The organism is Sabulicella flocculans (assembly GCF_045449635.1).
Lineage (GTDB): Bacteria > Pseudomonadota > Alphaproteobacteria > Acetobacterales > Acetobacteraceae > Roseococcus.
On the sequence record NZ_JBJJBR010000003.1, the window covers coordinates 97,896 to 122,658 of the forward strand.

A 24,763-nucleotide genomic window follows, 5' to 3' on the forward strand; every position below is an offset into this window, starting at 1 on the left:
TCAGCCGCCCAGGTAGGCGCGGCGCACCGCCGGGTCGTCGGCCAGCGCCGCGGCCGGGCCGCCGCCGACGACGCGCCCGTTCTCCAGCAGCAGGCCGCGGTCGGCGATGGCCAGGCTGCGCCGGGCGTTCTGCTCCACCAGCAGCAGGCCGATGCCGGCGGCGCGCACCCGTTGCAGGGCGCGGAACAGCTCGGCGCACATCAGCGGCGACAGGCCCAGCGAGGGCTCGTCCAGCAGCAGGATCTCGGGGGCCGACATCAGGGCGCGGCCGATGGCGACCATCTGCTGCTCGCCGCCGCTCATCGTCCGCACCGCCTGGCCCAGCCGCTCGCCCAGCCGGGGGAACAGCGCCAGCACCTCGGCCAGCCGGCCAGCCTCGCCGGCGCGGGCGCGCTGCGGATAGGCGCCCAGGCGCAGGTTCTCGCGCACCGTCAGCTCGCCGAAGATGCCGCGTCCCTCGGGCACCAGCGCCAGCCCGGCCTCCACGATGCGGTGCGCCTCCGCCCCCGCGATGGCGGCGCCGCCCAGCCGCACCACCGCGCCCGGCGCGGCGGGAACCAGCCCGGCCAGCGCCTTCAGCAGCGTGCTCTTGCCCGCGCCGTTGGCGCCCAGCACCACCAGGATCTCGCCTTGCGCGACCTCCAGCCCCACCGCGTCCAGCGCGCGGTGGCGGCCGTAGCTGACGGACAGGCCGGACACCTCAAGCATCCCCGTCCCCCAGGTAGGCGCGGATCACCTCGCGGTCGGCCAGCACCGCCTCCGGCGGGCCCTCGGCGATGCGCCGCCCGGCCGCCATCACCACGCAGCGGTCGCAGAGCGAGCGGATGGCGTCCATCACGTGCTCCACCATCAGGATGCTCCGCCCCTCCTCGCGCAGGGAGCGGATCAGGGCGATGCCGTCCTGCAGCTCCGTCGGGTTCAGCCCGGCCAGCCACTCGTCCAGCAGCAGCAGGCTGGGCGACAGCGCCAGGGCGCGCGCCAGCTCCAGCCGCTTCTGGTCCACGTAGGTCAGCACGCCCGCCGGCAGCGACCCCTTGCCGGCGAGGCCCACGCGGTCGAGCAGCGTGCCCGCGCGCGCCAGCGCCGGCGCGCCCCAGGCGCCCTCCCGCCCGAAGGCGAGGCCGGCCAGCACGTTCTCCGCGCAGCTCAGCGAGGGCAGCACGCGCACCAGCTGGAAGGTGCGCGCGACGCCCAGCCGCGCCAGGCGGTGCGGCGCCATGCCGCCCACCGGGCGCCCTTCCAGCAGCACCTGCCCGCCACCCGGCGCCAGCGCGCCGGAGATGCAGTTCAGCGCCGTGGTCTTGCCCGAGCCGTTGGGCCCCAGCAGCCCGACGATCTCCCCCCGCCCCACGGTGAAGGAAAGCCCATCCACCGCCACCAGCCCGCCGAAGGCGCGGGTGAGGCCGCTGACGTCCAGCAGCGGCGCGCTCATGCCGGGCGGCGCCGCAGCCGCGCCAGCAGCCCGGCCACGCCCTGCGGCACGGCGTAGACCACCAGCAGGAACACCGCGCCCAGCAGGATGGAGAAGTGGTTGGGGAAGTTCGCGCTCAGCACCTCGAACAGCAGCGCCAGCGGGATGACGCCCAGCAGCGGCCCCAGCAGCGCCGTCACGCCGCCCAGCAGCGCCATGATGAGCACCTGGAAGGACAGCATCGGGTTGAAGGCGATGGCGGGGTCGATGTAGGTCCAGCGCGGCGCCATGACGGCCCCGGCCAGCGCCATGAACAGGGAGGACAGCGCGAACAGCGCCACCTTCACCCGCGCCGTGTCCACGCCGACGTGCCGGGCCACCGTCTCGTCCTCGCCGATGACGCGCAGCGCGAAGCCGAGGCGGGAGCGGCGCAGCCAGGCGCCCAGCACCAGCAGCACCGCCAGCAAGCCCAGGAGCTGCCAGTAGATCGCCGCCTGCGTCACGTCCACGAAGACGTAGCGGCCGATGGAGCCGGCCACGTTCACCTCGAACCAGGTGACGAGCTGGCGGATCAGCTCCGCCAGGCCGAAGGTGAAGACGACGAAGTACACGCCCGACAGCCGCAGCGTGGCGAAGCCCACCAGCAGCGAGACGAGCACGCCGATGGCGCCCGCCACCGCCAGCACCACCGGCCAGGGCAGCACCTCGCCCAGCACCGCCACCGTGTAGGCGCCGATGCCGAAGAAGGCGGAGGTGGCGAGCGACACGAAGCGCGTGGGGCCGGAGAACATGGCCCAGGCGGTGGCCAGCACCGCGTATTGCGCGAGGTTGATGCCCAGGGCCAGCCAGAAGCCGTCCTCCAGCATCGGCACGAAGGCCAGGGCCGCCAGCGCGGCCAGCACGAAGGCCAGCGCCGTCATCGCGCCGGGCGCCCGAAGAGGCCGGCCGGCCGCAGCAGCAGCACGGACAGGAACAGCGCGTAGGTGGCGGCGATGGTCAGCCCCGGATCCACCCAGGCGGCCACGGCGGTTTCGGCCAGCCCCAGCAGCAGCCCGGCCACCAGGCAGCCCATGAGGTTGCCCACGCCGCCCATGATGACCACCACCAGCGCCTTCATGGTGAAGACCACGCCCATGGAGGCGTTGAAGGTGGTGTACATGCTCAGCAGCACGCCCCCCAGCGCCACCAGCGCCCCGCCGGTGGCGAAGGCGAGGCTGGCGATGCGCCCGACATCAATCGCCACCAGCCGCGCCGCGGCGGGGCTGACGGCCACCGCGCGCACCGCCGTGCCGGTGCGGCTGCGCGCCAGCCACAGCCACAGCCCGGCGCCGATCACCACCGCCAGCGCCAGCGCCACCAGCCGGTTCACCGTGACGGTGGCCCCCAGCACGGAGACGGGAACCGAGAGGTAGCTGTAGCTCTGGTAGGCGCCGCCGAAGATCGCCAGCATCACCCCCTGCACCACGAAGAGCAGCCCGAAGGTGGCGAGGATGCTGTCCGTCTCCAGCATTCCCGGATCCTTGGCGCGCCGCACCAGCGGCACCAGGAAGACGCGGTACACCAGCAGGTTCAGCCCGAAGGCCAGCGGCGCCACCAGCAGCAGCCCCAGCAGCGGGCTGACGCCCGCCGCCGTCCACAGCCACAGCGCCGCGAAGGCGGCCGCCACCGCGAACTCGCCATAGGCGAGGTTCATGATGCGCGCCACGCCGTATTGCAGCGTCAGGCCCGTCGCCACCAGCGCGTACATGCCCCCCAGCACGAGGCCGGAGACGAGGGTGGCGAGCACGCCTTCCATCGGCTCAGGCCGTCCGCCAGGCGGGCTTGGGCAGCACGGGGCGCCGCGCCCCGGCCATGTCGCCGGGTGCCACGCCGTAGAACTCGCCGCCCTGCCACTGGCCGACCACCCATTGCTCCTTGCGGACGTTCCCCTCCAGCTTCATCGGGCCGAGGATGGTGTCGAAGCTGCCGCCGGCGATCTCGCGGATGATGGCGGGGCGGTCGATACGCCCCACGCGCTCGATCGCCTGCTGGAGGACCTGGAGCGAGGAATACACCACCGGGCTGGCCCAGCGGTCCGGCTCGCGGCCCACCGCCTCGCGGTGGCGGCGCTGGTATTCCTGCACCGCCGGGCTTTCCGCCGGCCAGCCGCCGATGCCCATCACCCCCTCGGCATTGTCGCGGAAGCGGTCGCGGAACAGCGGGAAGGAGGTGCCGACGCCGGTGAAGAACACCTTCGGGTTGAAGCCGGAGACGCGCGCCTGCTCGGTGATCGCCAGCGTGTCGGGCGGGTAGGAGAAGGCGATGAACACCTCCGGGTTGCCGCGCGCCGCCTCGGCCAGGATGGGCGCCATGTCCTGCGTGCCGACCGGGTAGGTGCGGTCATAGGTGGTGCGGAAGCCGGCGCGCTGCAGCGCCGGGCGCGCGGCGTTCACCAGGTCGATGCCGAAGCCGTCGGCCACGCTCGCCATCGCAACCGTCTGGCCGATGCGCCCGGCTTCGCGCTCGCGCACCAGCATCTCCACCAGCCCGGCGGCGTATTGGGCGGAGGTGCCGAGGAACCAGAAGGAATTGGGCCAGCGCCGCGCCATCTCCGGCGCGCGGTCCGTCACCGCGTTCACCGCCAGGTGCGGGTGCCCGGCGCGGTTCAGCACCGGGCCGACGGCGAGGTTCAGTGCCGTGCCCCAGGGCGGCAGGATCAGGTCCACGCGGTCCTGGTTCACCAGCCGCTCGATGGCGCGCACCGCATCCTCGGAGGAGGAGCGGTCGTCGTATTCCACCACCTCGATCGGCACCTGCCGGTTGCCCAGCTTCAGCCCGCCCGCCGCGTTCACCGTCTGCACCCAGAGCTGGTAGTTGGGCGCGATGGTGACGGCGACGCCGCCGGCATTCGGCCCGGTCTTGGACACGGCGTAGCCGATCTTCACCGCGGAGGGCGCATTGCCCTGCGCGTGCACCGCGGGCGCGGCGAGGGCGAGCGTGGCCGCGCCGAGCGCGCGGCGCGTGATGGCCTGGGTCATCGTGTTTCCTCCTTGCGTGTCGTTCTTCTCAGCCAAGCAGGGCCGGCATCGGCATTCCGGATGCTTCCGCCGCCGCTTGCAAGCCCTTCAGCGTGCCGGGCGGCAGGGGGATGCCGTCGCGGGCGCGTCGTTCCGCCTCCGCACGGCCGCGATCGCCCGGCAGCAGCAGGCGCTCGGTGCCCGGCGCCGGGGGCTGCGCGGCCACGGCATCGGCCAGCGCATCCACCTCGGCGCGGAACTGCGCCTCCGGCCCGAAGGCCGCGACGTCGAGCGCGATGGCGACGCCGTTCATGTTGGTGCCGGCCGCACCCTGCAGCGCGGGCGCGATCACCGGGTTGCCGGCGACGAGGCTCGCCAGGCACTCGATCATCAGCGACAGGCCGGAGCCCTTGGGGCCCGCCATCGGCGTCAGCGTCGCCACCGCCGCCGGGTCGGTGGTGGCCTGGCCCGCCGCATCCAGCCCCCAGCCCTCGGGGATGGGCGTGCCGGCATTCCTGGCGTTCTGGATCTTGCCCAGCGCCACGGTGGCCGTCGCCATGTCCAGCACCAGCGGCGGTCGCTTGCCCGCCGGCACCGCGATGGTGATCGGGTTGGTGGAGACCACCGAGCCGCGGGAGCCGTGATAGGCCATCAGCGGCAGGGAGGCGGTCATCGCCATGCCGATCATCCCTGCCTCCGCCGCCTGCTGGGCGTAGAAGCCCACCGCGCCGGCATGGGTGATGTTGCGCGCCACGCACCAGCCCACATGCACCGCCCGCGCCCGGCCGATGGCGAGTTCCATCGCGCGGCCCATGCCCACCGGCCCCGGTGCGCGGTCGGCGTCCAGCAGCGCGATGCCGCCGGCCTCCGTCAGCACGCGCATGGCGGGGCGGGCCTTGATTTCCCCCTTCGCCAGCAGCTCCAGATAGCGGGGGATGCGCAGCACGCCGTGGCTGTCCACGCCGCGCGCATTGGCCCAGACCAGCACCCGCGCCCAGATCGCGGCATCGGCCGCCGCCACGCCGGCATGGCGGAAGATGCCGGCGGCCAGCGCCTCCAGCGCCCCGGGCGCGACGCGCGCGCTCATGCCGCCAACCGCCGCGGGAAGTGCTTGTCCAGCCAGCCCTTCACCAGGTCCTTGGTGCGCTGGTTGTTGCCGGCCAGCGGGAAGTGGTCGGTGCCGGTGATCAGCACCAAATCCTTCGGCTGGCCGGCGAGTTCCCACATGCGGATGCTCTGCTCGGTCGGCGTCACCGTGTCGTCGGCGCCGTGGATGAACAGGATGGGGCGCGGGCTGACCCAGTGGATCATCTCCTCCGCCTTGAAGTCGAACATGCTCTGCGCCGTGTCGGCGGAGACTTCGAGCTGCGCCTTAGGCGAGAGGTGCTTGCGCAGGTGCTCGGCCATCGGCACCACGTCGAAGCGCGGCACGATGGGGGCCTTGCCGGTGCGCTCCTTCTCCTTGCGGGCCTCCGCCAGCATGGTGGTGAACTTGTCCCACATCGGCCCGGGGTGCTGGCCGCGGAACTTGCGCTCGCCATGGCCCCAGCCGCAGGAGGAGATGACGGCGGCGAAGCGCGGCTCCACCGCGCCGACGTAGCAGGCCACGGCGGCGCCGAAGGAATGGCCGATCACCGCGATGCGGTCCGGGTCGATCTCCGGGCGCTCGCGCAGCCAGTTCAGCGCGTTCTTCGCATCCGCCACCTGGTCGTGGCACAGCACGTAGCCGCGCTCGCCGCCGCTCATGCCGCAGCCGCGGAAATCGAAGCGCAGGGCGGCGTAGCCCCAGCCCTCGAACATGCGCGCCATCAGCTCGGCGTGGCTGTCATCCTTGGAGCCGATGAAGCCGTGCAGCACGATGAAGGCCGGCAGGCGCTCGCCTTCCTGGCGCCCCTCGGGGATGTGCAGGTTGCCGGCGAGGGTGAGCCCGTCGGAGGGGAAGCTGACAGGGAAATCCATGGTGTCGTCCTTCAGTCGGCCGTGATGCGCCGCGCCTCGATCAGCTGGCGCCAGCGGGCGATTTCGGTGGTCATGAGGGCGCGGAAGGCCTCGGGCGTGCCGCCCACCACCTCGCCATCCAGCATCTCGCCCAGGCGGGCGGCCACGGCGGGGTCGCGCAGGGCCTCGTTGGTGGCGGCGTTCAGCGCCTCCACCACCTCGGGCCGCGTGCCGCGCGGCGCCACCAGCCCGGCCCAGGTGGAGGCGTCGTAGCCCGGCAGCGCCGCCTCCGCGACGGTGGGCACGGCGGAAAGCCGCGGCGTGCGGCGCGGCCCGGTGACGGCGAGCAGCCGCAGCTGCCCCGTCTCCTGGAAGGGCAGCGCGACGTTGGAGGCGGTGACGGCCACCGGCACCTCGCCCGCCATCACCGCGGTGATGCTGGCGGCGTCGCCGCGATAGGGGATGTGCGTCATCCGCACCTCGCCCAGCGCGTTCAGCAGCTCGCCCGCCAGGTGCTGCGTCGTGCCGGTGCCGGCGGAGCCGAATTGCAGCGCATTGGGCGCGGCGGCGGCGAGGCGCAGCAGCGCGCGCAGGTCGCGCGCCGGGTGGTCGGCGCGCACGGCGACGACGAAGGCGTAGCGCACCACCTGGGCGATGGGCTCGAAGCCCTCCACCGGCTCGTAGTTCTGGTTGCGGCCGAAGGCGGCGGTCACCGCATGGCCGCCGGTGACGAGGCCGATGGTGCTGCCATCCGGCGTGGCGCGGGACACGGCGGCGGCGGCGATGTTGCCGCCGGCGCCGGGCCGCGGCTCCACCACCACCGGCTGCCCCAGCGCCTGGGAAAGCGGCGGCGCCAGCACGCGGGCGATGGCATCGGCCGGGCCGCCCGGCGCGAAGCCGTGCACCAGCGTCACCGGCCGGCGCCGGGCATCCTGCGCCAGGGCGGGCGCCGACAGGGCGGCCAGCAGGGCGGCAGGCAGGGTTCGCCTGAACATCATCAACGTCTCCTCCATCGCGCGCGGGCGTCTGCGCGCCCGCTGCGCCACTCACGCGGTGGGCATGAACTGCGGCGCGTGCCGCAGCACCGTTTCCGTCGTCTCCTCCAGGTGGGCGCGCAGCAGGGCGCCGGTGTCCTCCGCGCGGCGCGCCAGCGCGGCGTCGCGGATCAGCGCGTGCTCGCGCCGCTTGGTCATGCTCAGCGGCCGGTGCTTCTGCGACAGCAGCCGGTAGCGCTCCATGTGGTCGAAGAGCTGCGCGCGCACCCGCAGCATCCAGCGCGAGCGGCAGCCCGCCACCAGCGCCAGGTGGAACTCCCGGTGGCAGACCAGCCATTCGGAGGAGCGGCGGATGCGCTCCTCCCGCGGCAGCGCCTCGATGCGCGCGAGGCGGTGGAAGGCGGCGACCAATCCGGTCTCCCACTCCTCGTCGCCATGGCGCACGGACTCCACCGCCGTGCGCTCCTCCATCTCGACATAGAGCGCCGACACGTCGCGCAGATCCTCGGCGGAGACGGGGGCGACGCGGAAGCCGCGCCCCGCCTCCATCTCCACCAGCCCTTCGGAGCGCAGGTGGAACAGCGCCTCGCGCAGCGTGCCGACGCTGGCGGCGTAGGCGGCCTGCAGCATGGCGGTGCCGAGCTTGGAGCCGGGCGCGAAGCGGCCATCCAGGATGTCGCCCTTCAGCCGGGCCACCACGTCCTGGCTGATGAGCCCGCCGCCATCCGCCGCCTTGCGCCTTGCCGTCGCCGAAGCCACCCGCCTGCCCTTCCGGTCCGTCGGGCCAACCATTCCACGGCGATTTTCGAAACACAAGCATGTTTCGAAACAACGCCGATTTTCGATTGACGCCCGCGGGACCGGCATGCACCCTCCGGCGCAACGAACATGAAGGGGAGGCGCCGGTGCCGCCATTGCCGCCACGGATGAGGATTGCCCGCATGCACGAGGTCGGCGGGCCGCTGGTGATCGAGGAATTGCCCGTCCCCGAGCCGCGCGCGCATGACGTGCTGGTGCGCGTGCGCGCCTGCGGCATCGTGCCCAACCTGGGCAACGTGCTGGCCAAGTGGCCGACCTGGTATCCGGAGCTGCCGCTGCCGCCCTTCCCCGCCTCCTTCGGGCTGGACCCGGCGGGTGACATCGCGGCGGTGGGGCCGCTGGTGCGCCGCCTCGAGCCGGGCAAGCGGGTCTACGTGAACCCCGCGCGTTCCTGCGGGAATTGCGCGCGCTGCCGGCGCGGCGACCCCATCGCCTGCACCTCCTTCACCTTCAACGGCTATTTCGGCTTCACGCCGCACTCGCTCGAAACCTTCGCCGACTACCCCTATGGCGGCATGAGCGAGTTCATGACCGCCCCGGCGGATGCCATCGTCACCCTGCCCGACAGCGTGTCCTATGAGCAGGCGGCGCGCTTCGGCTACATCGGCACCGCCTATTCGGCGCTGCGCAAGGCGGAGGCCGGGCCCGCCACCACCGTGCTGATCAACGGCGGCAGCGGCACGCTGGGGCTCGGCGGCGTGCTCTGCGCCCTGGCCATGGGGGTGCCGCGCATCCTGTGTACCGGGCGCGACGCGAAGCTGCTGGCCGACGTGAAAGCCCTGGCCCCGCGCCGCATCGAGGTGTTCCCCATCGGCACCGGCTCCATCGCCGCCTGGGCGAAGCAGGCCAATGGCGGCGAGGGCGTGGACGCGGTGGTGGATTGCCTCGGCCCGGGCGCCGACCACGCCACCTTCCTCGACGCCATGCGCGCCATGCGCCGCGGCGGCCGGCTGGTGAATGTGGGCGCGGTGGCCGGCGACGTGCCCATCGAGGTGCACTGGCTGATGGACAACAACATGCGCCTCATCGGCTCCGTCTGGTTCACCACCGCCGAGGGGCAGGACCTGGCCGACATGGCCGGCAGCGGCGTGCTGGACCTTTCGGTGCTGGAGCACCACGCGCACCCGCTGGAGGAGGCGAACCAGGCCATCTCCGGCATCGCCGCGCGGCATGGCGGCTTCTCCAACTTCGTGATCACGCCATGATCGCGCAGGAGCACACGGTCGGCCTCGCCGATGGCGAGGCCGACGTCTTCGTGGTGCATCCGCAGGGCGCCGGCCCCTGGCCCACGGTGATCTTCTACATGGACGCGCCGGGCATCCGGCCCGAGCTGCACCGCATGGCCACCCGGCTGGCCGAGGCCGGCTACTGCGTCGCGCTGCCCAACCTGTTCTACCGCGAGGGCGCGGGCTTCCGCCTGCCCGCCGACTGCACCGACCCCGCCACGCCGGGGCATGAGCGGATGATCGGCCTGTATCTCAGCCTGCCGCTGGAAGCGGTGATGGCGGACACCGCGCTGCTGCTGCGCTGGCTGGAGACGCAGCGCGCCGCCGGCACCGCGCGCATGGGCACGCTGGGCTACTGCATGAGCGGCCGCTTCGCCCTGGTGGCGGCGCGGCGCTGGCCGGACCAGGTGCGCGCCGCCGCCTCCGTCTACGGCACCGGGCTGGTGACGGAAGGCGCGGACAGCCCGCATTTGCTGGCCGCCGAGGCGCCGGCCGCCACCTACACCGTCTTCGCCGAGCTGGACCAGCACGCCCCCGCCGCCCATGCCGCGCCGATGCGCGAAGCCTTCGCCGCCCGGGGCCGCGATGCCGAGGTGGAGGTGCTGCCCGGCGTGGACCACGGCTTCGGCTTCCCCGAGCGCGCCACCTATCACGAGGCCTCGGCCGAGCATGTCTGGCGCCGCATCCTCGCCCTGTTCGCCGCCGCCCTGGGCGGGAGGAGCACCCCATGATCGCCGTCAAGCGCCTGCGCCACGCGCGCTTCGAAACCCCGCAGATGGAGCGCATGCTGGCGCACTACCGGGACGTCATCGGCCTCGCGCTGGTGGCGCAGGAGAAGGACCGCGCCTTCCTCGCCGCCGAATCCGGCCAGCTGGCGCTGGTGCTGGAGCGCGGGCCGCAGCCCCGCCTGCTGGCGCTGGGCTTCGACGTGGCGCCCGATGCCTCGCTGCCCGAGCTGGCGCGCGGGTTGGGCGAGGCCGGGCTGCGCCCGGCGATGCTGGAGGACGCCACGCCCGGCGCCCCCCAGGCCCTGCGCTTCGCGGACCTGGAAGGGCGCGGCGTCGAGCTCTTCGCCGGCCACCACTTCCACGACAACCGCCAGCCGCTGCCCGGCATCGCGCCGCTGAAGCTGGGCCACGTGGCGAACTACACCGCCGACCCGGAAGCCGTGGCGCGCTTCTGGGGCGAGCAGCTGGGCTTCCGCGTCTCCGACTGGATCGAGGACCGCTTCGTCTTCCTGCGCTGCTCGCACGAGCACCACACGGTGAACTTCACCCGCGGCCCGCATGCCGGGCTGAACCACATGGCCTTCGCGCTGCGCGACGCCGGGCACATGCACCGCGCCTGCGACATCCTGGGCGGGCAGAAGGTGAAGATCCTGTGGGGCCCGGTGCGCCACGGCCCCGGCCACAACGTCGCCTGCTACCACCGCGACCCGGACGGCCACATCGTCGAGCTGTTCTACGACCTGGACAGCATGACGGACGAGGCGCTGGGCTTCTGGGACCCGCGCCCCTGGCACCGCGACCGCCCGCAGCGCCCCAAGGTCTGGACCGGGCTGCCGCGCGACGTCTGGGGCCTGCCGCCCTCGCCCGAATTCCTGGAGATGTACCGCCTGCAACTGCCGGAGGATGTGACGTGAGCGACCCGACGACCGCCGCCCTGGCCGCCGAGGACCGGCGCTTCGCCGCGCTGGCCGCGCATGACGTGGACGCGGTGGCGGCCCTGCTGGCCGACGACCTGCACTACGTCCATTCCAACGGCGCCGTGGAGGACAAGGCGGAGTTCCTGCGCATGCTCTCCTCCGGCGCGCGGCGCTACCGCCGCTACGCCGTGGTGCGGCGCGAGGCGCGGCAGGAGGGCGGCATCACCCTGGTCTTCGGCGAGTCGGAGGCGGAGCTGGAGAAGGCCGGCGGCGTCATCGCCATGCGGATGCTCTACACGGCCGTGTATCGCGGGGCGCTGCTGCTGGCCTGGCATTCCGTGAAGGCGCCAGGGGCCTAGCTGCCGGGCAGGGGGTGGATGGTGGAGTTGAGGGCAAAATCCCCCTCACGAAGTTTTCTTGACAAAGACAGTTATTCAGCGTCGCGGGCACGCAGGTTTGAGGAGCGTATGCTGGTCTGGGCGATCGGAAGGCGCAAGAAGCGCGACGGTAGATCACTTTCGATGGCGCTTGCAGGCGCAGGTCGGCAACGACCATGCTGCTTCACAGGCAAAAGCAAGTTAGTAACAGTATGGAGTAGCATTTAATGCCATCGCTTATAAACCCTGAGCTGTTTTCTTCCCGCTTTAACATCAACAGCACCGAGTTGAACCGGGCAGGTTTACTCGATCCAATCCTAAACGCTGACACAAAATTGTTTATCGATCCCTTGTTAATTGCCAAGAGTGTGAACAAAACAATCTCCAAGAGGGGTAACAATTTACTAATCGAAAGATTTACGAACATAGTCAAACTAGTTGATTCTTCACAAAAACAGAATGATACTCCCTGGCGCGCAGCCGCAAAGCTTTTAGATTTAGATGAGCGCCCAGAAACGGGCCTTGGTTACGGAGGGGCTACGACCAAGGGGAATTCTAGACCAGAGGAAATACGACAGAAAATCATACAAACTGCCCATGAGATTGTGCACCTGGGAGCGAAAAATCCAGAAATCATATCATTGATGGGTCTTTTTGATGAAGGAGTAGGGCCAGATACGATTAGTGACTTAACTGCTAACGCGATTTATCCGGCACTTGCTGAGATAACCGAGGATTTTTGCAAAAAACAATCAATTCCGGTTTCGATAGAAACTAAATGCGGAAGAATATTACCCGAGAACCCTTACTATCCCATGCAGCCCATTGTACTAGTTCCCAGAGATATACTGCGAGATCTGCCGTTGGCTGCGGATTGGTCTGATGTATCGCGCGTAGTCTCTGAGATTTCTGGAATTCGTGACGCATTTAACAATTATCTTGGTGCGCTAACTGCAAAAACAGTTTCCGAAAAAAAGCGGGCTCTCAAGGACGCTGCATTGCAATCACTTGCTGGCTTCCGTCAGCTATTAAGTGCTGTGATTAATGCCAGCGATAGCTACGACCCCGATGGTGACCCTCTAAATGTCTATCGAATTAGAGAAATTCTGAAATCCAATCTCCAGCCGTTTGAAAACAAGATAATGCCACCGAAGCAACGAAACTCTGGTGAATTAGTCAGGGTTGTCGGTGAGATCATAGATAATTTTAAGTTCCAGATTGAAAATAACAATCTTTGGGAGCTGATGTGGGACAATGGAGAGCCGAAGAAAGAAAAAGCAGGACAACTTCTTTTCTTTGCCGTTGCAGATGTTTTCTGTAGAGCGAACAATCTAGATATATCTCCGGAAACGAATGCTGGAGGGGGTCCCGTTGATTTCAAATTTTCAACAGGTTATCATAGTCGTGTTCTTGTTGAGGTAAAGAAATCAATGGGAACGGTTGAGCACGGATATTCGACCCAGCTCGAAAAATACAAGAATTCTGCGCGCACTGATGCTGCATTTTTCTTGGTTATGGACTTGGGAAAGATGGGACAAAAGTTGAGCGTGATCAAGAAGATGCGGGCTGACCAGCTCAAGCGCGGGGAGCGTGCTTCGGAAATCGTGGTGGTAGATGCAAAGCCGAAACGCTCAGCGAGCAAAGCTTAGACCTTGCTGGAGTTCGGCAGGCACCTGGACCTTCAACGCAACCGTCGTTTTGTGTCGGCATCTGCTCAACGCTCACTGACCGAGCCGGTGTGGCAGCTTGTGCGCTGGTGCTGCCTCAGGGACCAAAGGCATGTATGGAGGCCGAAACCCAATTTCTCCATTGGCCCACGCAACGCGCCCTTCCCAAACGAGTGCTTCATGCCGCGCGCCCTGCTTTTCCAGTAAAGCAAACCCTTGCGTGCCGGGGCGAAGCACTCCACTCATCCGCGTTCCGCTTATGCCCTTGGCCACTGCCCGCCCGATGGAATAATCAGGACTTTCGCTGGATAGAGTATCCAATTGCGCCACTGCCTCAGCACCGAATAACTCCACTTGTGCCCGCCGCCTGACTTCAGCGGTCACACCAGTAGGCAGGATGGCATCGGCAAAGTCGCCTCTGTTGAAGATCGCAAAGGCGGCTTCAAGCTGAGCTTCAAACCACCGCTTCACCTCACGGTCTATCCTGGGGTCCTTTGGGTTTCTGTTCTCTTTGCCATCACGTCCGACGCTTGCCAAAGGGCGCCAATGCGTGCGCCAACCTGAGCTGCGACACACCGGGCAACAACCACACCGGAACCGATCGCGCGAACCACCTTCGCACGCTTCAGCGCCACCCAAAGCCTGTCCGGCACACGCATACGAAAGCTGTAGGTCAATCCACGTCGCGTCAAATGCGCGCCAGCGCGGCGCTTCATGCGGGGCTTGTGTAGCGTCTTATGTAGCAAGGCGCCGACTCTCCATCATGGCGCCCGTTGCCCATGCAAATCCGCTGGGTACAAGCGACGTGAAGCCCCCGACGCGTAATTCTAAGCAATTGTTTTCGAAAGATTTGGAATGGTGGAGCTGAGGGGAATCGAACCCCGAAACGCGATCAGTCGCACAAGATCACTAATTTACTGAAATACAACGATATTTCTGCGCCCGATGTGATGGCAAGCACGTCGATGTTCACCTTTGTTCGTGTCTAGGCTATCTCATGTAGGGGCGAAGGTAGGGGGGAAGATAATCCCCCTTCTCACCGCCGGAGATCGAGCTTTGCCACGCCATACCAAGCCTCTCACCGCCATTCAGGTCGCGCGCCACCCGCCAGGCACTTACTTCGACGGCAATGGCTTGACATTGGTCGTCGGCGCGAAGGGTGCATCCTGGATCCTGCGATACCAATCGGGCGGCCGGCGCCGCGAACTCGGCATTGGCCCCGCGCGCGGGGCAGACGCAGTGACGCTCAGCCAAGCAAGGGAGGCGGCGGCCCGCCATCGCGCGGCGCTGCGCGACGGACGTGACCCGCTGGCGGAGCGTGAGGGCGAGCGCCAGCGTGCGCAGGAAGCCCGCACCCGCACGGTGCGCGCCGTGGCCGAGGCCTGCCGCGAGGCGCAGTTCGAGCGATGGACCAGCGCCCGGCATCGCGCCGAATGGCTGTCGTCGCTGGAACGCCACGTCCTCGGGAGCCTGGGCAACCTTCCGGTCGCCAACGTCACTACGGAGAACGTGGTGAAGGCGCTCAATCCCGTCTGGTCGCGGTCGCCGGAGACGGCATCACGGGTGCGCGGGCGGCTGGAACAGGTCTTCGCCTACGCGCGAACAATGGGTTGGCGGCCTGCTGAGATTGCCAACCCGGCACAGTGGCGGGGGCACCTCGAGAATGTATTGGCGGCGCCAAGCACGTTGAAGGCCAGGAAGCGGCAGCGGCAGGGACGGGGCTCGCACTATCCATCGCTTCCCTACGCGCAGGTCCCCGCCTTCATTCGTGCACTTGCCGGGCGGCGTGGCATGGCAGCGCTTGCGTTGCAGTTTCAAATCTTCACCGCCGCGCGGTCTGGCGAGGTGCGAGGCGCAACGTGGAAGGAGATCGACCTCGAGCGGGCCCTGTGGACTGTGCCGGCCGAACGGATGAAAGGCCGTGCGACACACGCCGTGACGCTTTCGGCAGCGGCGCTGGCCATCTTGGATCACGTGGCGCCCCTGGCGCAGACGGGGAGCGGCGAAGTTCAGCGCGACCTCCTCGTATTCCCGGGATATCGGGCTGGCCGCCCCTTGTCCGACATGAGCATCACCGAGCTCGTGCGCGGCATGAGCCTCGACGGGTTGCAAAATGGCGAGCAACCGCGGTGGCGCGATCCACACGGCACATGCGTTGTCCCCCACGGCTTCCGTTCATCGTTCAAGGAGTGGGCGCGGTATCATGATTTCCGGGACGAGCTCTCCGAACTTGCACTGGCGCACCGCGACGCGAACGGTGTGCGTGCGGCCTACGCGCGCGATACCCTCCTTGAGCCGAGGCGCCCCATGATGGAGGCGTGGGGCGTGTTCTGTCTGGCGTCGCCTGTAACAGAGCTGGAGCAGAAGGTGCTGCAGGCCGTGTTGTTGACTAGCCCCCATCGAGTAGTCCAGGCGGAACCTTGAGCGCCTAACAAAACTGCCTAATAGACTTTGGGCTGAGTGGCGAAGCCCATGATGTCAGACCTCTGGGCTGCATTTGCGCCCCTGCTTCCACCCGAGAAGCCCAAGCCGAAGGGTGGCCACCCGCGCGTGCCGGATCGGGCGGTGCTGACGGGCATTCTGTTTGTGCTGAGGACCGGCACGCCTTGGGATCGGCTGCCGTTGGATATGGGCTGCGGGTCGGGCATGACCTGTTGGCGGCGGCTGGGGGACTGGCAGACGGCAGGTGTTTGGGCGCGGCTGCACTAGGTGCTGCTCGACCGGCTGGAGGGAGGGGGCCGCATCCGCTGGGACCGCGCCGCGCTGGACAGCACCGCTGTTCCGGCAGAAAGGGGGGCGTGGAGACTGGCCCGAACCCGACGGACCGCGGCAGGCCGGGCACCAAGCGGCACATGGTCACGGACGCCGAGGGCACACCGCTCGGCCTGACCATCAGTGGCGCCAACCGGCATGACAGCCGCATGCTGGAGGCCACGCTCGATGCCGTGCCGCCGGTCAGCGGCGGCAAGCGCGGCAGGGCCCACATGCGTCCGACGAAACTGCACGCGGACAAGGCCTATACGGGACGTCCGGTCCGCGCGGCGCTGCGCAAGCAAGGCATCACGCCGCGCATCGCCCGTAAGCGTCCACTGACGGCAGCCACCGCCTGGGTCGCCACCGCTGGGTGGTCGAACGCACCTTCGCGTGGATGGCCCGCTTCCGCCGCCTCGTCGTGCGCTACGAGCGACGCGCCGACATCCATCTGGCCTTCGCCACCCTCGCTGCAGCCCTCGTGTGCCTCGGTCAGATCAGCAGGTTCTGTAAGGCGCTCTTATTTGCGCTCGACGGAGTAAGTATTGCTGCCGATAAGCAGCATAAAAGAATCAAAAGGTTGCCGCTCTCCGCTCTTCAAGCCTGCAAGAGTAAGCTTAAGTCGGTCAACTATATCCTGATGATTGGTGACATTCCCCATCGGCCTAAAGCTTTCAAAAAAATTTAGCATTTCAGCAATCCGAAATTCGTTGTGGGGACGCTTAAAGACGACGCAGAATTAACCTTCTTCGATTTCATGCTCTACATCGTGTTCGCACTCGAAGGTATCGCCATTTTCGAGCCTAATGTAGCAGCCGAGAACCTTATCCACTTGATCGTATTCAGATACCTCATAGCCCTGCAGATCGTCCCATGGGACTATCTTATGATTTGAATATGACATCCCGACGATCCTTTAATCCAAAATATACGAATGATAACCGTTCAATTGTTGTCTCATTTGGAGGCTGTCTCGAAACATCATCAATATGAGCTGGTAGGACTGTACTGTGGTTCGACCAGGTTGCGACACGTTGGACGAACGACGCGATGTAGGCCCCCGCCATCCTGCGGCAGCATAGCCGCGCGGGCTTATGGCATGCGAGTGCCTGACGGACGACGAATGGCGGATCTTGGAGCCGCTGCTGCCCGGCGGGCGCAGACTTGGTCGACGGCGTGTCTGACCGCTGCGCAAGATCACCAACGCCATCTTCCACATGCTGTGGGCGGGCTGCAGCTGGCGCCTGCTGCCCGACAGCTTTACGCCCTCGCGTACGGGCTACCGCTGGTTTGTCAGGCCGCGCGATGGCGGCGTGGTCGAGGCGATCAACCATCATCTCATCATGCTCTACCGCGAGCGCGCCGGTCGCGGGGCTAGTCCGACAGTGGCGGTGATCGACAGTCAGAGCGTCAAGACCACCGGAGCGGCGGCCCGTGCGGCTATGACGCGGGCAAGAAGATCAAGGGCCGCAAGCGGCCCGCCATGGTGGACACGGATGGTCGGGGGCTGGCGCTCGACAACCATGCAGCCAGCATCCAGGACCGCGACGGCGCGCTGCCGCTGATGCGCATGTCGCGCAGCCGCTGGCCCTTCGTGCAACTTGCCTTGATGGACAGCGGCTACGCTGGATGTCCGGTCGAAATGAATGGCGCGCCAGAACGTCGCTCCGATGTGCCAGCCGAAAGTGGACTGCCTACAAGGTGAATGGCACGGGTCCTTGTGATCTCCGCGATTTCGCTCGCCGTCAGTCATTTCTGGCACCGCCACGCGGTGCCTGACGAACGCCCTACAGGCCACTCCGCAGATTTTTCGTTCGAGAGCAACGAAAGGGTTGACTTACACCAGACCTCGCACGGACTATTGTAGGTGAGCACCGACCGCACCCGTCCTGATCCTGCTGCCGCTCCTTGTGAGACGGCCATGGCCCGGTGTGCTCCGCCACACATCCCCACAACCCGCCTCGTTCGGCGCCCTGCCGTCCGGATGCGCACACCCATGGGTGCCGCTATGCACACCGCCCAACTCGCACATGGCCCTATCGGTCGTCACCGACCATCGGGGCGCCCAGCCTCGCAGCCGCCGGTGCAGGACAACCTGCCCACGCCGGTACCCGCCGACCCGGTGCCTGGTCGGCTCCTTCTGTCTGTGGCCGAGGCGCGGGCGCTGTTAAGCGTTGGCCACACCACCCTCTATGCACTGCTGGCACGAGGCGAACTTAAGGCCCGGCGCCTCGGCGGGCGTACCCTCGTCGAAGCGGCGAGCCTTCGCGCTTTCGTTGCCGGATTGCCGGTGGCTACTTTTGGCACGCCGCCAAGCGCGGCCAACGATTGCGCCCCGCGCGCAGCCGGGCGGACCAGGAGGCACGGCAAAGCCGTCAGCAAGCCGAGCTGACCGAGACTCGCGGCGGCTTGGCGACCCAGCATTCGCCCAGCCCAACCGGCGACGGAGGACGCCGCCGGTCCAGGTAACCGCGCACGTCCTATCCCACCGATCACTGCCATCCCGTGGCCGGGCCACGCGGTGCGATCCCGCCCGCGGCCGCCGAGCCATGTCAACAGGAGACGACTACAATGGACCCATCGTCGTTGACCCCATTCGAGATTATTGAGGAGCTGAAGGAGCGCAGCACGGCGAACGTTTCCGACGCCCTGGACGCGCTCGTGCTGCACGCTGCCGCGCGGAGCTGCAAGCCGCTGCGGGACTGCTCGCAGATGGCCACCCTCGCCTGCACCCTCCCGCTCCGTTCCAAGAGCGCCATGTATTGCCCAAGGCTGCACGCGGGGCACATGTTCAAGGATGCTCGGAAGCCGCGCGAACCGGACGAGGACATTGACGGCGTCCTTGTGGTCGCGGGCGAGATAGAGGCCGAGATCTGCGACCTTGTGTGCTCGGGGTACGTCCGGACAAAGGCCGCCACGAAGCGAGGCTTGGCAGGCACAACCGTAGACAGCTTGGTCCGCTGCCTCGAAGACTTCGAGACTATCGGACACCCGATCTGTGCATGCGGGGCGATGGTGCTGGTGGCGCTCTCGCCGTCGGCGCCACCGAACCCACGGGCCATCTTCCACGCCGTGTATGGAACCGACTGCGTCGTGCGGTCCGCACGCTTGCCGGGCGGGCCGCCCTCCCCTGTTTTCCTTCCTCTGCCAATCCCCTCTTCACCAGGAGTTCTCATCATGACTGACGTTCTCACCCCTGGCGCGCCCGCAGCGTTCCCGCCGACCCGCGTGCGCCGCCCGTTGTCGCGGGAGCAGATCTCGGCGCGTGACAGGCGAGCCGCCGGATTGCGTGCCGCAGCCACGCTCGTCGTGTCCACCCACCTGGGCCTGCCGACGGTGATGCGGGCGCTGCGCTTCCACCCGTTCGCCGCGCTTCCGTACGACCTGCTGTGGAGCGCTCCGCTGCAGGTGGACGACGCGGTGTGGCACCAAGCCGCCCGGGAGGACCGTCACACCTTGGCCGTGGCGGGCGAGGTCGCCCTGGCCTGCTGGCAGGCAGCAGAGGGAGAGCCGCTTGACTGGGAGACTGAGCTGGAGCTGTCCCATGAGTGGGACGCGGGCACGCGGGCGTTGCTGAGCGATGCGGAGGAATGGGAGACCGTAGAAGCCTTCCTGCGCGCCGAGGCCCTGCTCGGGCATTGTGGTACGCCCCTGCGTAAGGAAATGCTCAGGGTCTGCCACGAACTCATGCACGACCAGTGAAAGGTGGATCGCCTGAGCGTCAGCTCGTCACCGCGGAACTGAGCCTGATCTTGTCGCAGCCTCGCATTGAGCGATATTTGGGATGCTGTCGTACATCGTGGTTGAGGCTGCTCTTCTGCTGACGCCGCGCGAGAGACGAAGGAGGCAGCTTGGAACCGCGGCCATGCCTGCCTCACGTTTCATTATGCGACGTGTGTACACACCCGTCTCCGGCGCGGCGAGCGACTGCTGGACAGCAGGATCGTCTCTTCCGTCACGATCCAGTGCTGCGATGTTCTGGATCTACGCTGAACCATGATCACAACGGTATCCGAGTTCACTTCCTCGCTGATCGTCCACGTGGATAATGTCGTTGTACCTCAGGGCGCGAATGCTGGGCGCGTCGGAGCACCGAGAACTCACCCAGCCTGCCGCCATGGACTCCATGTCGCGTCGAAATCGCGCGAGGTCGTCCAGAGATCCGCGGGCAAGGACAGCGAGTGGGACGGACAATCTGCCTGCCGCCGGGCGGTTCCGCCGTCGCAGCCACCCAGCGCAGTTCCTGGCGCTGCCGCGCAGCGTGATCAGCGCCCTGGCCACGCCGAGGAGCAGCGACAGCCGCAGCAGCGCCCGCTCCGGCAGGGCGAGGGTCCGGCGGCGCCGCGCCAGCGCCACCCAGCATCGCCACGTCGCCGGCGCCACGCCACCCAGCGCGGCGCGCTGCCGGGCCGGGATGAGCCGCCATGCCTTGGCGAGGTGCAGGAAGGCACGCAGCGCGGCGCCGGACAGGCGGATGCGATCGCGGCGGCGCATTGGCCGCCAGCCCTGCCGCCGCGCCGTGACGATGTCTGCGCGCCCTCTGCCCGTCATCGGTTCGCCTCCGACCGCGTCACTTCCGTGCTGCCGACAGGCGAGCGACCTCCGCGTAGCCCGAGTGCCCATCGAAGCGCGCGCTGCGTCGCCCCGGCACCGACGAGGCGCAGGCGTCGCCGGATGGCTGGCTCGCTGAGCGTCTCGATGCGCAGCGGCTGCAGCGCGGGATCGTCCTGCACGAGCCGGACCAGTTCGCGCTGCCCGCCACGAAGCACGCGCCCGCCCCGCAGGCGAATGGTGAGCACGGTGCGCCGGTCGGCGACAGGCGCCAGCAGCCGTGCGAGCAGCGCATCGCCCGACATGGCTGCGGGGTCCATCCCTTGCCGCTCCAGCTTGCGCAGCCGGTGCTGCAGTGTCGCGAATGCAATGCCGGAGCGCGCGGCGAGGTCGCGAAGCGTGAGGTGGCGGGGACCATCTGGCGCATCCGGCGCGGGCAGCCGCACCACCCGTCGCGTCTGCCTGGGCTGACCCTGGCGCCGGCGATCGGCGGCAAGGTCAGCCTCCCCATCCAGGCCCGCCTGCCGGGCGCGATGCAGGCGCGAGCGCAGGGTTGGGATAGCTGCCACATCCTGGACCTCGCGCAAGTGCTGGCACCACACGCCGTCCACGAGCACGCCCCCATCACGCCGTCCGCGCCGGTCAGCGTGCGCCGCCATGCCGAGCGCCTCCTCCACGGACCAGCCCAAGCCGATGCGGGCGTGGGCCAAGCCGAGCGTGGGCCGGTGCAGTCCCTGGGAAGTCCAGGCGGTCACCTGCGCCGGTGCCGCGGACTGCCAGCATCGGTGCCACCAAGCCCATGCGTCGCCAAAAGATCCGAAGGTCCGGGCTCGCCCGTCCGGTCCGCGGACCCGCGTGATCCGGCTGTTGGCTGGCCCACCGAACGATGCCCCGCGGGGCATCAGGGTGAAGCCTGTCGGCGAGGCGGTGCGCAAGGAAACGATCCAATCGCGCTCTCGCCGCCGCGCGGCCGTCGAGTCCGGCACCACCTCCAGGACCTCCATTGCGAAGGCTTGCTCCAAGACGTCTCCTTGCTCGCGCGCCCGGCGCATGGCCGCGCCGAGCGATCCGGGCCGGTGTCGGTGCCCGGCGCGGCCCGCGCGGTACCAGTGGGCTCGCAGGCGCATCTGCTCCGGCCGGGTGGTGAGACCGACGTACCTACGGCCCGTGGCCCGCTCGGTGATGAGGTAGAGCCGAAACGGCCTCTCGGCCTGTGCGGCTGCGGTGGTAGGCACGCCCCGCGCGGGCGTTGCGGGAACTGTGCCCGCACCCCGCATTTCGTGTGATGGATCCTCCAAAGTCACCGTCTCCGGCAGCACCTTCGGTGCCATCGCGGCCATTGCGTCGGCGGAGGCTGACGTCGGCGGGTTTGTCAGCTTAGCTGAAGGGGGCCGTGTCATGGCCGTGCCCCCATCTCGAGCCAGCTCAGCACGGTCGGCAAATCCTGCTCGACGCGAAGCATCCTGCCGCCGCCGAGCAGAAGAACGGTCGCCCCGTCGCCCGCGTCGCACAGCGCGAACACCCCCGTTGCGCAGATTGCGTGACAGATGCCGTCAGCGTCCCTCACGATGACAAAGCGCCCGATCCGGGTGCCCTCCGCCCACGGAGAGGCCATCGAGTTCATTCCTGCATCCTCCTTCCCACCCATTTGCTCCACCGCGCCCGTCATCGCCGCGCCTCCCTTGTCCGCGTGCTTGCTGGCTGGTCCGCCTCCCCAGACGGATCCAGCACCCCGTCCGGGCCGATGAGCACGGCGATCGCCGCTGCATCGAGTACGCCCCGTGTCAGCAGAGCCTCAGCGAGGCGGGTGACCAGCGCCCGGTTTGCGCCGACCAGCAGGCGTGCTGCCTCGTAGGCCTGTGCCAGCAGCTGGTGTGCTCGCCGCTTGAGGTCCGGCGCCAGCATCAATTGGTGGCCAGGATCCGCGAGCAGTTCCGGCGGTCCGTGCCACCATATTGCGTCAGTGCCCGGCGCCACCCCGTACGCGCCCAGCACTCCCACGGCCAATCGGGTGGCGAGTGCGAGATCGGACTGGGCGCTGCCGCCCGACCCGGATGAGGGCATCCCCAGCAGTTCCTCCTCGGCCGCCCGGCCCGCGAGCTGCGCGCGCAGCGTCAGCCAGAGCGTCCGTGGCGTGTGCAGCGGGGGCAACGCGGGATTGCGCTCGTGGTGCAGTTCCGTCGCACCCGACAGCGGCCCGCGCAGCGCCACACGGGCCTCGAGCACGCAGCCCGCCGCGGCGGCCTCGTAAGCGATGACGTGTCCGGCCTCATGGATCGCCGTGCGATGGCGCAGGGCGGGGGTGACCGGTGGCCTCCCAGGTCCAAGCACGGTGCGCAGGTCGGCGGCGACGACGCCACGGCCCAGGGCGGCGGCGCGGCGCCGGGCGTCGCGGCACCAGCGCTCAATCATCGCGCCCGTCGCCTCGCGCTCCACCGCGGAATGGGCGAGCTCCTCCAACTCGGCCACGGTGATCGCCGCGGCGGTGGGGGCCGGGCCTTGCGCGACCATGTCCTGCACCTGCCTTGCGGCAGGCGCCGGAACGTCATGGTCGCCAGCGGCCCCGAGCCCCAGGTGCACGGCCAGGATCTCCGCCAGCGCCTCGGCGTCGGGCAAGGGGATGTGGATCACCTTCTCCAGGCGCCCAGGCCGGATCAAGGCGGGGTCGAGGGTGGACGGATCGTTGCACGTGCCCACGACCACGACGCCGTCCCTCGGCGTGGGACCGTCCAGCAATTCGAGCAGGGCGTTGACCACCTCCACGACGTAGTCGCGGTGGCGGTGGCGGACCGAAGCTCGAGCGGGGAAGCTGTCAATTTCGTCGATGAGCAGCACGCAAGGCGCCTTGGACCGCGCGGTGGCGAAGGTCTCGCGCATTGCCTGCAGGAGGTTGCCCAGGTGGCCGTCCTTGCTCGCCTGCCATTCCGCGAGGCTGCCGGTGACCAGCGGCACCCCGGCATCAGCGGCGAGTGCGCGGACCAGCGTGCTCTTGCCCGTGCCCGGCGGTCCTGCGAGGACGGCCCCGCGCGGCATCTCCGTCCACGGCAGCAGGCCCGCCTTGTGCGATCGCAGGTCGGCTGCCACCTGCCTTGCCCACTCCCCCGCCTCTCCCATCCCCGGCAGGTCGTCCAGCCGTACCTCCCGGCGCAGGTCCCGCGCGGCCACCGGGCGCAGCAGTACGCCGACGCCGTCCACGCCGGTGACATCTGTCCAGGCGGGACGGTGGGGATCCATCATCGCGTCCAGGTGATCGAGGATCTGCTGCGCGCAGGCGCCGGGGCGGTCGGCCAGCAGCAGGTGCAGGGGTCGAACCTCGGCCGCACGTTCGGCCAAGCCGGTCGGCACCTGCGGCGCCGTGCCATCGGAGGCCGCGCCGCGCATCAGGGCGGCCAGCTCCGCCAGCAGCGCCGCGTCAGGTGCGGGGACCCGCAGCCCCTGCTGCACACCCATTCGCACGACCGGGTGGACCAGGGCCTGGTCGGCGGCGAGCACGTGGACTGGACGACCCAACGACAGGGCGCCGAGGAACTCGTTCTCGGCCTGCCGCGGCGGCGCGCTCCGCACCGGGATGGTATAGGCCAGCCGCTTGGCGGAGGCAGCAGCGCCCTGCCTCTGGCGGCGGCGGACCGCGGCGAGCACCGGGTCCCCTGCCTCAGCCTCAAGAATGCGGAGCTCCTCCAGCTCCGTCTGCCGGGCGTGCTCCTGGGTGATGCAGGACCAAGCCCGTTCCACCTCATCGAGCCAGTCGAGTGACGGCAGCAGGAGCAGGGACACGGCTCGGGACTGGCTGGCGGTGGCGACGAAGCCCGGCTGGGTGTCCAGGGCGCGGCGGAGCAGCAACAGGGCGGCCAGGGTGGCGGCGCCCCGCTCGCGGCAAGCGGCCTCCGCGGACAAGGTCGGCGCCTCGGCCAGGAAGTCGTCACCCGCCTCCTCGCTGCCCCAGGGGCGCTGCACCTCGTCAGGTTGGGTGCCGGGCTGGCCATCCCCATCCAGGGCCGCCTCGTCGCGGGGCTCAGCCACGGCGTGCCTCCGCGTCCTGCCCAGCCGGGCAGCCGAGCACGTACCAGCGCGACAGGGTGCGCACCCAGGACTGCGAGGGGCTGTGGACCAGCACCGCTGAGGTGCGGATGGGACCGTCTGCCAGCACGGGATGGTCCTGCACGGTTCCCGTCAGGGTGAGCGCGGTGCGCGGCGACCAGCTCCAGTCCTCCAGCAGGGGCGCCGCGCCCAGCTCTGCCGGGGTCGGCGCGGCTGCGTCGGCGAGGCGGCGCAGGTCGGCGGCCAGGGCCTCGTACCGGGCGGCGGTGTCGCGCAGCAGGCGGTCGCACCGGGCTGGCGCGTCGAGGTGGAGGGTGATGGGCATCGGGGTCTCCGGGCGCCGAGGGGC

At 68.8% G+C, this 24,763-nt stretch carries 24 protein-coding genes and 2 pseudogenes; 10 read left to right on the forward strand and 16 right to left on the reverse strand.

Features of this window, described 5'->3' with window-relative positions:
- Genes ACI6QG_RS05275 through ACI6QG_RS05315 form a run of 9 tightly spaced genes read right to left on the reverse strand, consistent with a single transcriptional unit; the run spans position 1 to position 8,099 of the window.
- Positions 1–708 carry an ABC transporter ATP-binding protein gene (locus ACI6QG_RS05275; RefSeq protein WP_407023523.1) on the reverse strand — a complete coding sequence of 236 codons (708 nt, stop codon included), beginning with the start codon at positions 706–708 and terminating at the stop codon, positions 1–3.
- Positions 701–1,432, reverse strand: a complete 732-nt coding sequence (locus tag ACI6QG_RS05280; protein ID WP_407023524.1) for an ABC transporter ATP-binding protein — start codon at positions 1,430–1,432, stop codon at positions 701–703. Before ACI6QG_RS05280 ends, ACI6QG_RS05275 begins: the two co-directional genes overlap by 8 nt.
- Entirely contained in the window at positions 1,429–2,331 is a 903-nt protein-coding gene (locus tag ACI6QG_RS05285) for a branched-chain amino acid ABC transporter permease (protein WP_407023525.1), read from the reverse strand. The genes ACI6QG_RS05280 and ACI6QG_RS05285 overlap by 4 nt, the downstream gene beginning before the upstream one ends.
- Positions 2,328–3,206, reverse strand: a complete 879-nt coding sequence (locus ACI6QG_RS05290; RefSeq protein WP_407023526.1) for a branched-chain amino acid ABC transporter permease — start codon at positions 3,204–3,206, stop codon at positions 2,328–2,330. Before ACI6QG_RS05290 ends, ACI6QG_RS05285 begins: the two co-directional genes overlap by 4 nt.
- A 4-nt stretch (positions 3,207–3,210) precedes the next feature.
- Positions 3,211–4,428: an amino acid ABC transporter substrate-binding protein gene (locus ACI6QG_RS05295; protein WP_407023527.1), complete on the reverse strand. Its 1,218-nt coding sequence runs from the start codon at positions 4,426–4,428 to the stop codon at positions 3,211–3,213.
- A gap of 28 nt (positions 4,429–4,456) precedes the next feature.
- Positions 4,457–5,494: an Ldh family oxidoreductase gene (locus ACI6QG_RS05300; RefSeq protein WP_407023528.1), complete on the reverse strand. Its 1,038-nt coding sequence runs from the start codon at positions 5,492–5,494 to the stop codon at positions 4,457–4,459.
- A complete protein-coding gene (locus ACI6QG_RS05305) occupies positions 5,491–6,366 on the reverse strand; it encodes an alpha/beta hydrolase (protein ID WP_407023529.1) in 876 nt (291 codons plus the stop codon). The genes ACI6QG_RS05300 and ACI6QG_RS05305 overlap by 4 nt, the downstream gene beginning before the upstream one ends.
- Positions 6,367–6,377: 11 nt before the next feature.
- Positions 6,378–7,343 (reverse strand): tripartite tricarboxylate transporter substrate-binding protein, encoded by a 966-nt coding sequence (locus ACI6QG_RS05310; protein ID WP_407023530.1) that lies wholly within the window; start codon positions 7,341–7,343, stop codon positions 6,378–6,380.
- 48 nt (positions 7,344–7,391) lie between these two features.
- On the reverse strand, positions 7,392–8,099 hold the full coding sequence (locus tag ACI6QG_RS05315; protein WP_407023531.1) for a GntR family transcriptional regulator: 708 nt from the start codon (positions 8,097–8,099) through the stop codon (positions 7,392–7,394).
- Positions 8,100–8,281: 182 nt separating this feature from the next.
- Between ACI6QG_RS05315 and ACI6QG_RS05320 the strand changes: the two genes are divergently transcribed.
- The 5 genes from ACI6QG_RS05320 (at position 8,282) to ACI6QG_RS05340 (ending at position 13,056) form a co-directional block, all read left to right on the forward strand.
- The gene (locus ACI6QG_RS05320) at positions 8,282–9,364 is read left to right on the forward strand and encodes an alcohol dehydrogenase catalytic domain-containing protein (RefSeq protein WP_407023532.1); all 1,083 of its coding nucleotides are present in this window, start codon (positions 8,282–8,284) and stop codon (positions 9,362–9,364) included.
- Positions 9,361–10,116 carry a dienelactone hydrolase family protein gene (locus ACI6QG_RS05325; protein ID WP_407023533.1) on the forward strand — a complete coding sequence of 252 codons (756 nt, stop codon included), beginning with the start codon at positions 9,361–9,363 and terminating at the stop codon, positions 10,114–10,116. Before ACI6QG_RS05320 ends, ACI6QG_RS05325 begins: the two co-directional genes overlap by 4 nt.
- A complete protein-coding gene (locus ACI6QG_RS05330) occupies positions 10,113–11,027 on the forward strand; it encodes a VOC family protein (protein WP_407023534.1) in 915 nt (304 codons plus the stop codon). The genes ACI6QG_RS05325 and ACI6QG_RS05330 overlap by 4 nt, the downstream gene beginning before the upstream one ends.
- Positions 11,024–11,389 (forward strand): nuclear transport factor 2 family protein, encoded by a 366-nt coding sequence (locus ACI6QG_RS05335; RefSeq protein ID WP_407023535.1) that lies wholly within the window; start codon positions 11,024–11,026, stop codon positions 11,387–11,389. Before ACI6QG_RS05330 ends, ACI6QG_RS05335 begins: the two co-directional genes overlap by 4 nt.
- Before the next feature lie 245 nt (positions 11,390–11,634).
- Positions 11,635–13,056 (forward strand): DUF8370 family protein, encoded by a 1,422-nt coding sequence (locus ACI6QG_RS05340; RefSeq protein ID WP_407023536.1) that lies wholly within the window; start codon positions 11,635–11,637, stop codon positions 13,054–13,056.
- Between the two features lie 72 nt (positions 13,057–13,128).
- Here ACI6QG_RS05340 and ACI6QG_RS05345 read toward each other — a convergent pair whose 3' ends face one another.
- Both ACI6QG_RS05345 and ACI6QG_RS05350 read right to left on the reverse strand, forming a co-directional pair.
- Positions 13,129–13,545 carry a hypothetical protein gene (locus tag ACI6QG_RS05345; protein ID WP_407023537.1) on the reverse strand — a complete coding sequence of 139 codons (417 nt, stop codon included), beginning with the start codon at positions 13,543–13,545 and terminating at the stop codon, positions 13,129–13,131.
- Between the two features lie 8 nt (positions 13,546–13,553).
- Positions 13,554–13,790 (reverse strand): DUF6538 domain-containing protein, encoded by a 237-nt coding sequence (locus tag ACI6QG_RS05350; protein ID WP_407023538.1) that lies wholly within the window; start codon positions 13,788–13,790, stop codon positions 13,554–13,556.
- A gap of 340 nt (positions 13,791–14,130) precedes the next feature.
- Between ACI6QG_RS05350 and ACI6QG_RS05355 the strand changes: the two genes are divergently transcribed.
- From ACI6QG_RS05355 to ACI6QG_RS05375, 5 genes and pseudogenes are all read left to right on the forward strand, one after another.
- Positions 14,131–15,498, forward strand: coding sequence for a tyrosine-type recombinase/integrase (locus ACI6QG_RS05355; protein ID WP_407023539.1), 1,368 nt, complete (start codon positions 14,131–14,133; stop codon positions 15,496–15,498).
- 48 nt (positions 15,499–15,546) lie between these two features.
- Positions 15,547–16,336 (forward strand): annotated as a pseudogene (locus tag ACI6QG_RS05360) (IS5 family transposase); the annotation flags it as partial.
- A gap of 554 nt (positions 16,337–16,890) precedes the next feature.
- Positions 16,891–17,455 (forward strand): annotated as a pseudogene (locus ACI6QG_RS05365) (IS5 family transposase); the annotation flags it as partial.
- Positions 17,456–17,833: 378 nt separating this feature from the next.
- A complete protein-coding gene (locus ACI6QG_RS05370; RefSeq protein WP_407023540.1) occupies positions 17,834–18,217 on the forward strand; it encodes a helix-turn-helix domain-containing protein in 384 nt (127 codons plus the stop codon).
- Positions 18,218–18,411: 194 nt separating this feature from the next.
- Complete coding sequence (locus ACI6QG_RS05375) at positions 18,412–19,527, forward strand: RraA family protein (RefSeq protein WP_407023541.1); 1,116 nt, start codon at positions 18,412–18,414, stop codon at positions 19,525–19,527.
- A 282-nt stretch (positions 19,528–19,809) separates the two neighbouring features.
- Here the strand turns inward: ACI6QG_RS05375 and ACI6QG_RS05380 are convergent, their stop codons facing one another.
- The 5 genes from ACI6QG_RS05380 to ACI6QG_RS05400 form a co-directional block, all read right to left on the reverse strand.
- Positions 19,810–20,319 (reverse strand): hypothetical protein, encoded by a 510-nt coding sequence (locus ACI6QG_RS05380; RefSeq protein ID WP_407023542.1) that lies wholly within the window; start codon positions 20,317–20,319, stop codon positions 19,810–19,812.
- Positions 20,320–20,372: 53 nt separating this feature from the next.
- Positions 20,373–21,707 (reverse strand): GIY-YIG nuclease family protein, encoded by a 1,335-nt coding sequence (locus tag ACI6QG_RS05385; RefSeq protein WP_407023543.1) that lies wholly within the window; start codon positions 21,705–21,707, stop codon positions 20,373–20,375.
- Positions 21,708–21,772: 65 nt separating this feature from the next.
- Positions 21,773–22,045, reverse strand: coding sequence for a hypothetical protein (locus ACI6QG_RS05390; RefSeq protein ID WP_407023544.1), 273 nt, complete (start codon positions 22,043–22,045; stop codon positions 21,773–21,775).
- Complete coding sequence (locus ACI6QG_RS05395; RefSeq protein WP_407023545.1) at positions 22,042–24,396, reverse strand: AAA family ATPase; 2,355 nt, start codon at positions 24,394–24,396, stop codon at positions 22,042–22,044. The genes ACI6QG_RS05390 and ACI6QG_RS05395 overlap by 4 nt, the downstream gene beginning before the upstream one ends.
- The gene (locus tag ACI6QG_RS05400; RefSeq protein WP_407023546.1) at positions 24,389–24,739 is read right to left on the reverse strand and encodes a DUF6634 family protein; all 351 of its coding nucleotides are present in this window, start codon (positions 24,737–24,739) and stop codon (positions 24,389–24,391) included. Before ACI6QG_RS05400 ends, ACI6QG_RS05395 begins: the two co-directional genes overlap by 8 nt.
- Positions 24,740–24,763 lie beyond the last annotated feature (24 nt).

Excerpts from the sequence above, each read along its gene's own strand:
- ACI6QG_RS05275 (WP_407023523.1), bottom strand. The coding sequence starts at position 708 with ATGCTTGAGGTGTCCGGCCTGTCCGTCAGCTACGGCCGCCACCGCGCG.
- ACI6QG_RS05280 (WP_407023524.1), bottom strand. The coding sequence starts at position 1,432 with ATGAGCGCGCCGCTGCTGGACGTCAGCGGCCTCACCCGCGCCTTCGGC.
- ACI6QG_RS05285 (WP_407023525.1), bottom strand. The coding sequence starts at position 2,331 with ATGACGGCGCTGGCCTTCGTGCTGGCCGCGCTGGCGGCCCTGGCCTTC.
- ACI6QG_RS05290 (WP_407023526.1), bottom strand. The coding sequence starts at position 3,206 with ATGGAAGGCGTGCTCGCCACCCTCGTCTCCGGCCTCGTGCTGGGGGGC.
- ACI6QG_RS05295 (WP_407023527.1), bottom strand. The coding sequence starts at position 4,428 with ATGACCCAGGCCATCACGCGCCGCGCGCTCGGCGCGGCCACGCTCGCC.
- ACI6QG_RS05300 (WP_407023528.1), bottom strand. The coding sequence starts at position 5,494 with ATGAGCGCGCGCGTCGCGCCCGGGGCGCTGGAGGCGCTGGCCGCCGGC.
- ACI6QG_RS05305 (WP_407023529.1), bottom strand. The coding sequence starts at position 6,366 with ATGGATTTCCCTGTCAGCTTCCCCTCCGACGGGCTCACCCTCGCCGGC.
- ACI6QG_RS05310 (WP_407023530.1), bottom strand. The coding sequence starts at position 7,343 with ATGATGTTCAGGCGAACCCTGCCTGCCGCCCTGCTGGCCGCCCTGTCG.
- ACI6QG_RS05320 (WP_407023532.1), top strand. The coding sequence starts at position 8,282 with ATGCACGAGGTCGGCGGGCCGCTGGTGATCGAGGAATTGCCCGTCCCC.
- ACI6QG_RS05325 (WP_407023533.1), top strand. The coding sequence starts at position 9,361 with ATGATCGCGCAGGAGCACACGGTCGGCCTCGCCGATGGCGAGGCCGAC.
- ACI6QG_RS05330 (WP_407023534.1), top strand. The coding sequence starts at position 10,113 with ATGATCGCCGTCAAGCGCCTGCGCCACGCGCGCTTCGAAACCCCGCAG.
- ACI6QG_RS05340 (WP_407023536.1), top strand. The coding sequence starts at position 11,635 with ATGCCATCGCTTATAAACCCTGAGCTGTTTTCTTCCCGCTTTAACATC.
- ACI6QG_RS05350 (WP_407023538.1), bottom strand. The coding sequence starts at position 13,790 with ATGAAGCGCCGCGCTGGCGCGCATTTGACGCGACGTGGATTGACCTAC.
- ACI6QG_RS05370 (WP_407023540.1), top strand. The coding sequence starts at position 17,834 with ATGCACACCGCCCAACTCGCACATGGCCCTATCGGTCGTCACCGACCA.
- ACI6QG_RS05380 (WP_407023542.1), bottom strand. The coding sequence starts at position 20,319 with ATGCGCCGCCGCGATCGCATCCGCCTGTCCGGCGCCGCGCTGCGTGCC.
- ACI6QG_RS05385 (WP_407023543.1), bottom strand. The coding sequence starts at position 21,707 with ATGGCACCGAAGGTGCTGCCGGAGACGGTGACTTTGGAGGATCCATCA.
- ACI6QG_RS05390 (WP_407023544.1), bottom strand. The coding sequence starts at position 22,045 with ATGACGGGCGCGGTGGAGCAAATGGGTGGGAAGGAGGATGCAGGAATG.
- ACI6QG_RS05400 (WP_407023546.1), bottom strand. The coding sequence starts at position 24,739 with ATGCCCATCACCCTCCACCTCGACGCGCCAGCCCGGTGCGACCGCCTG.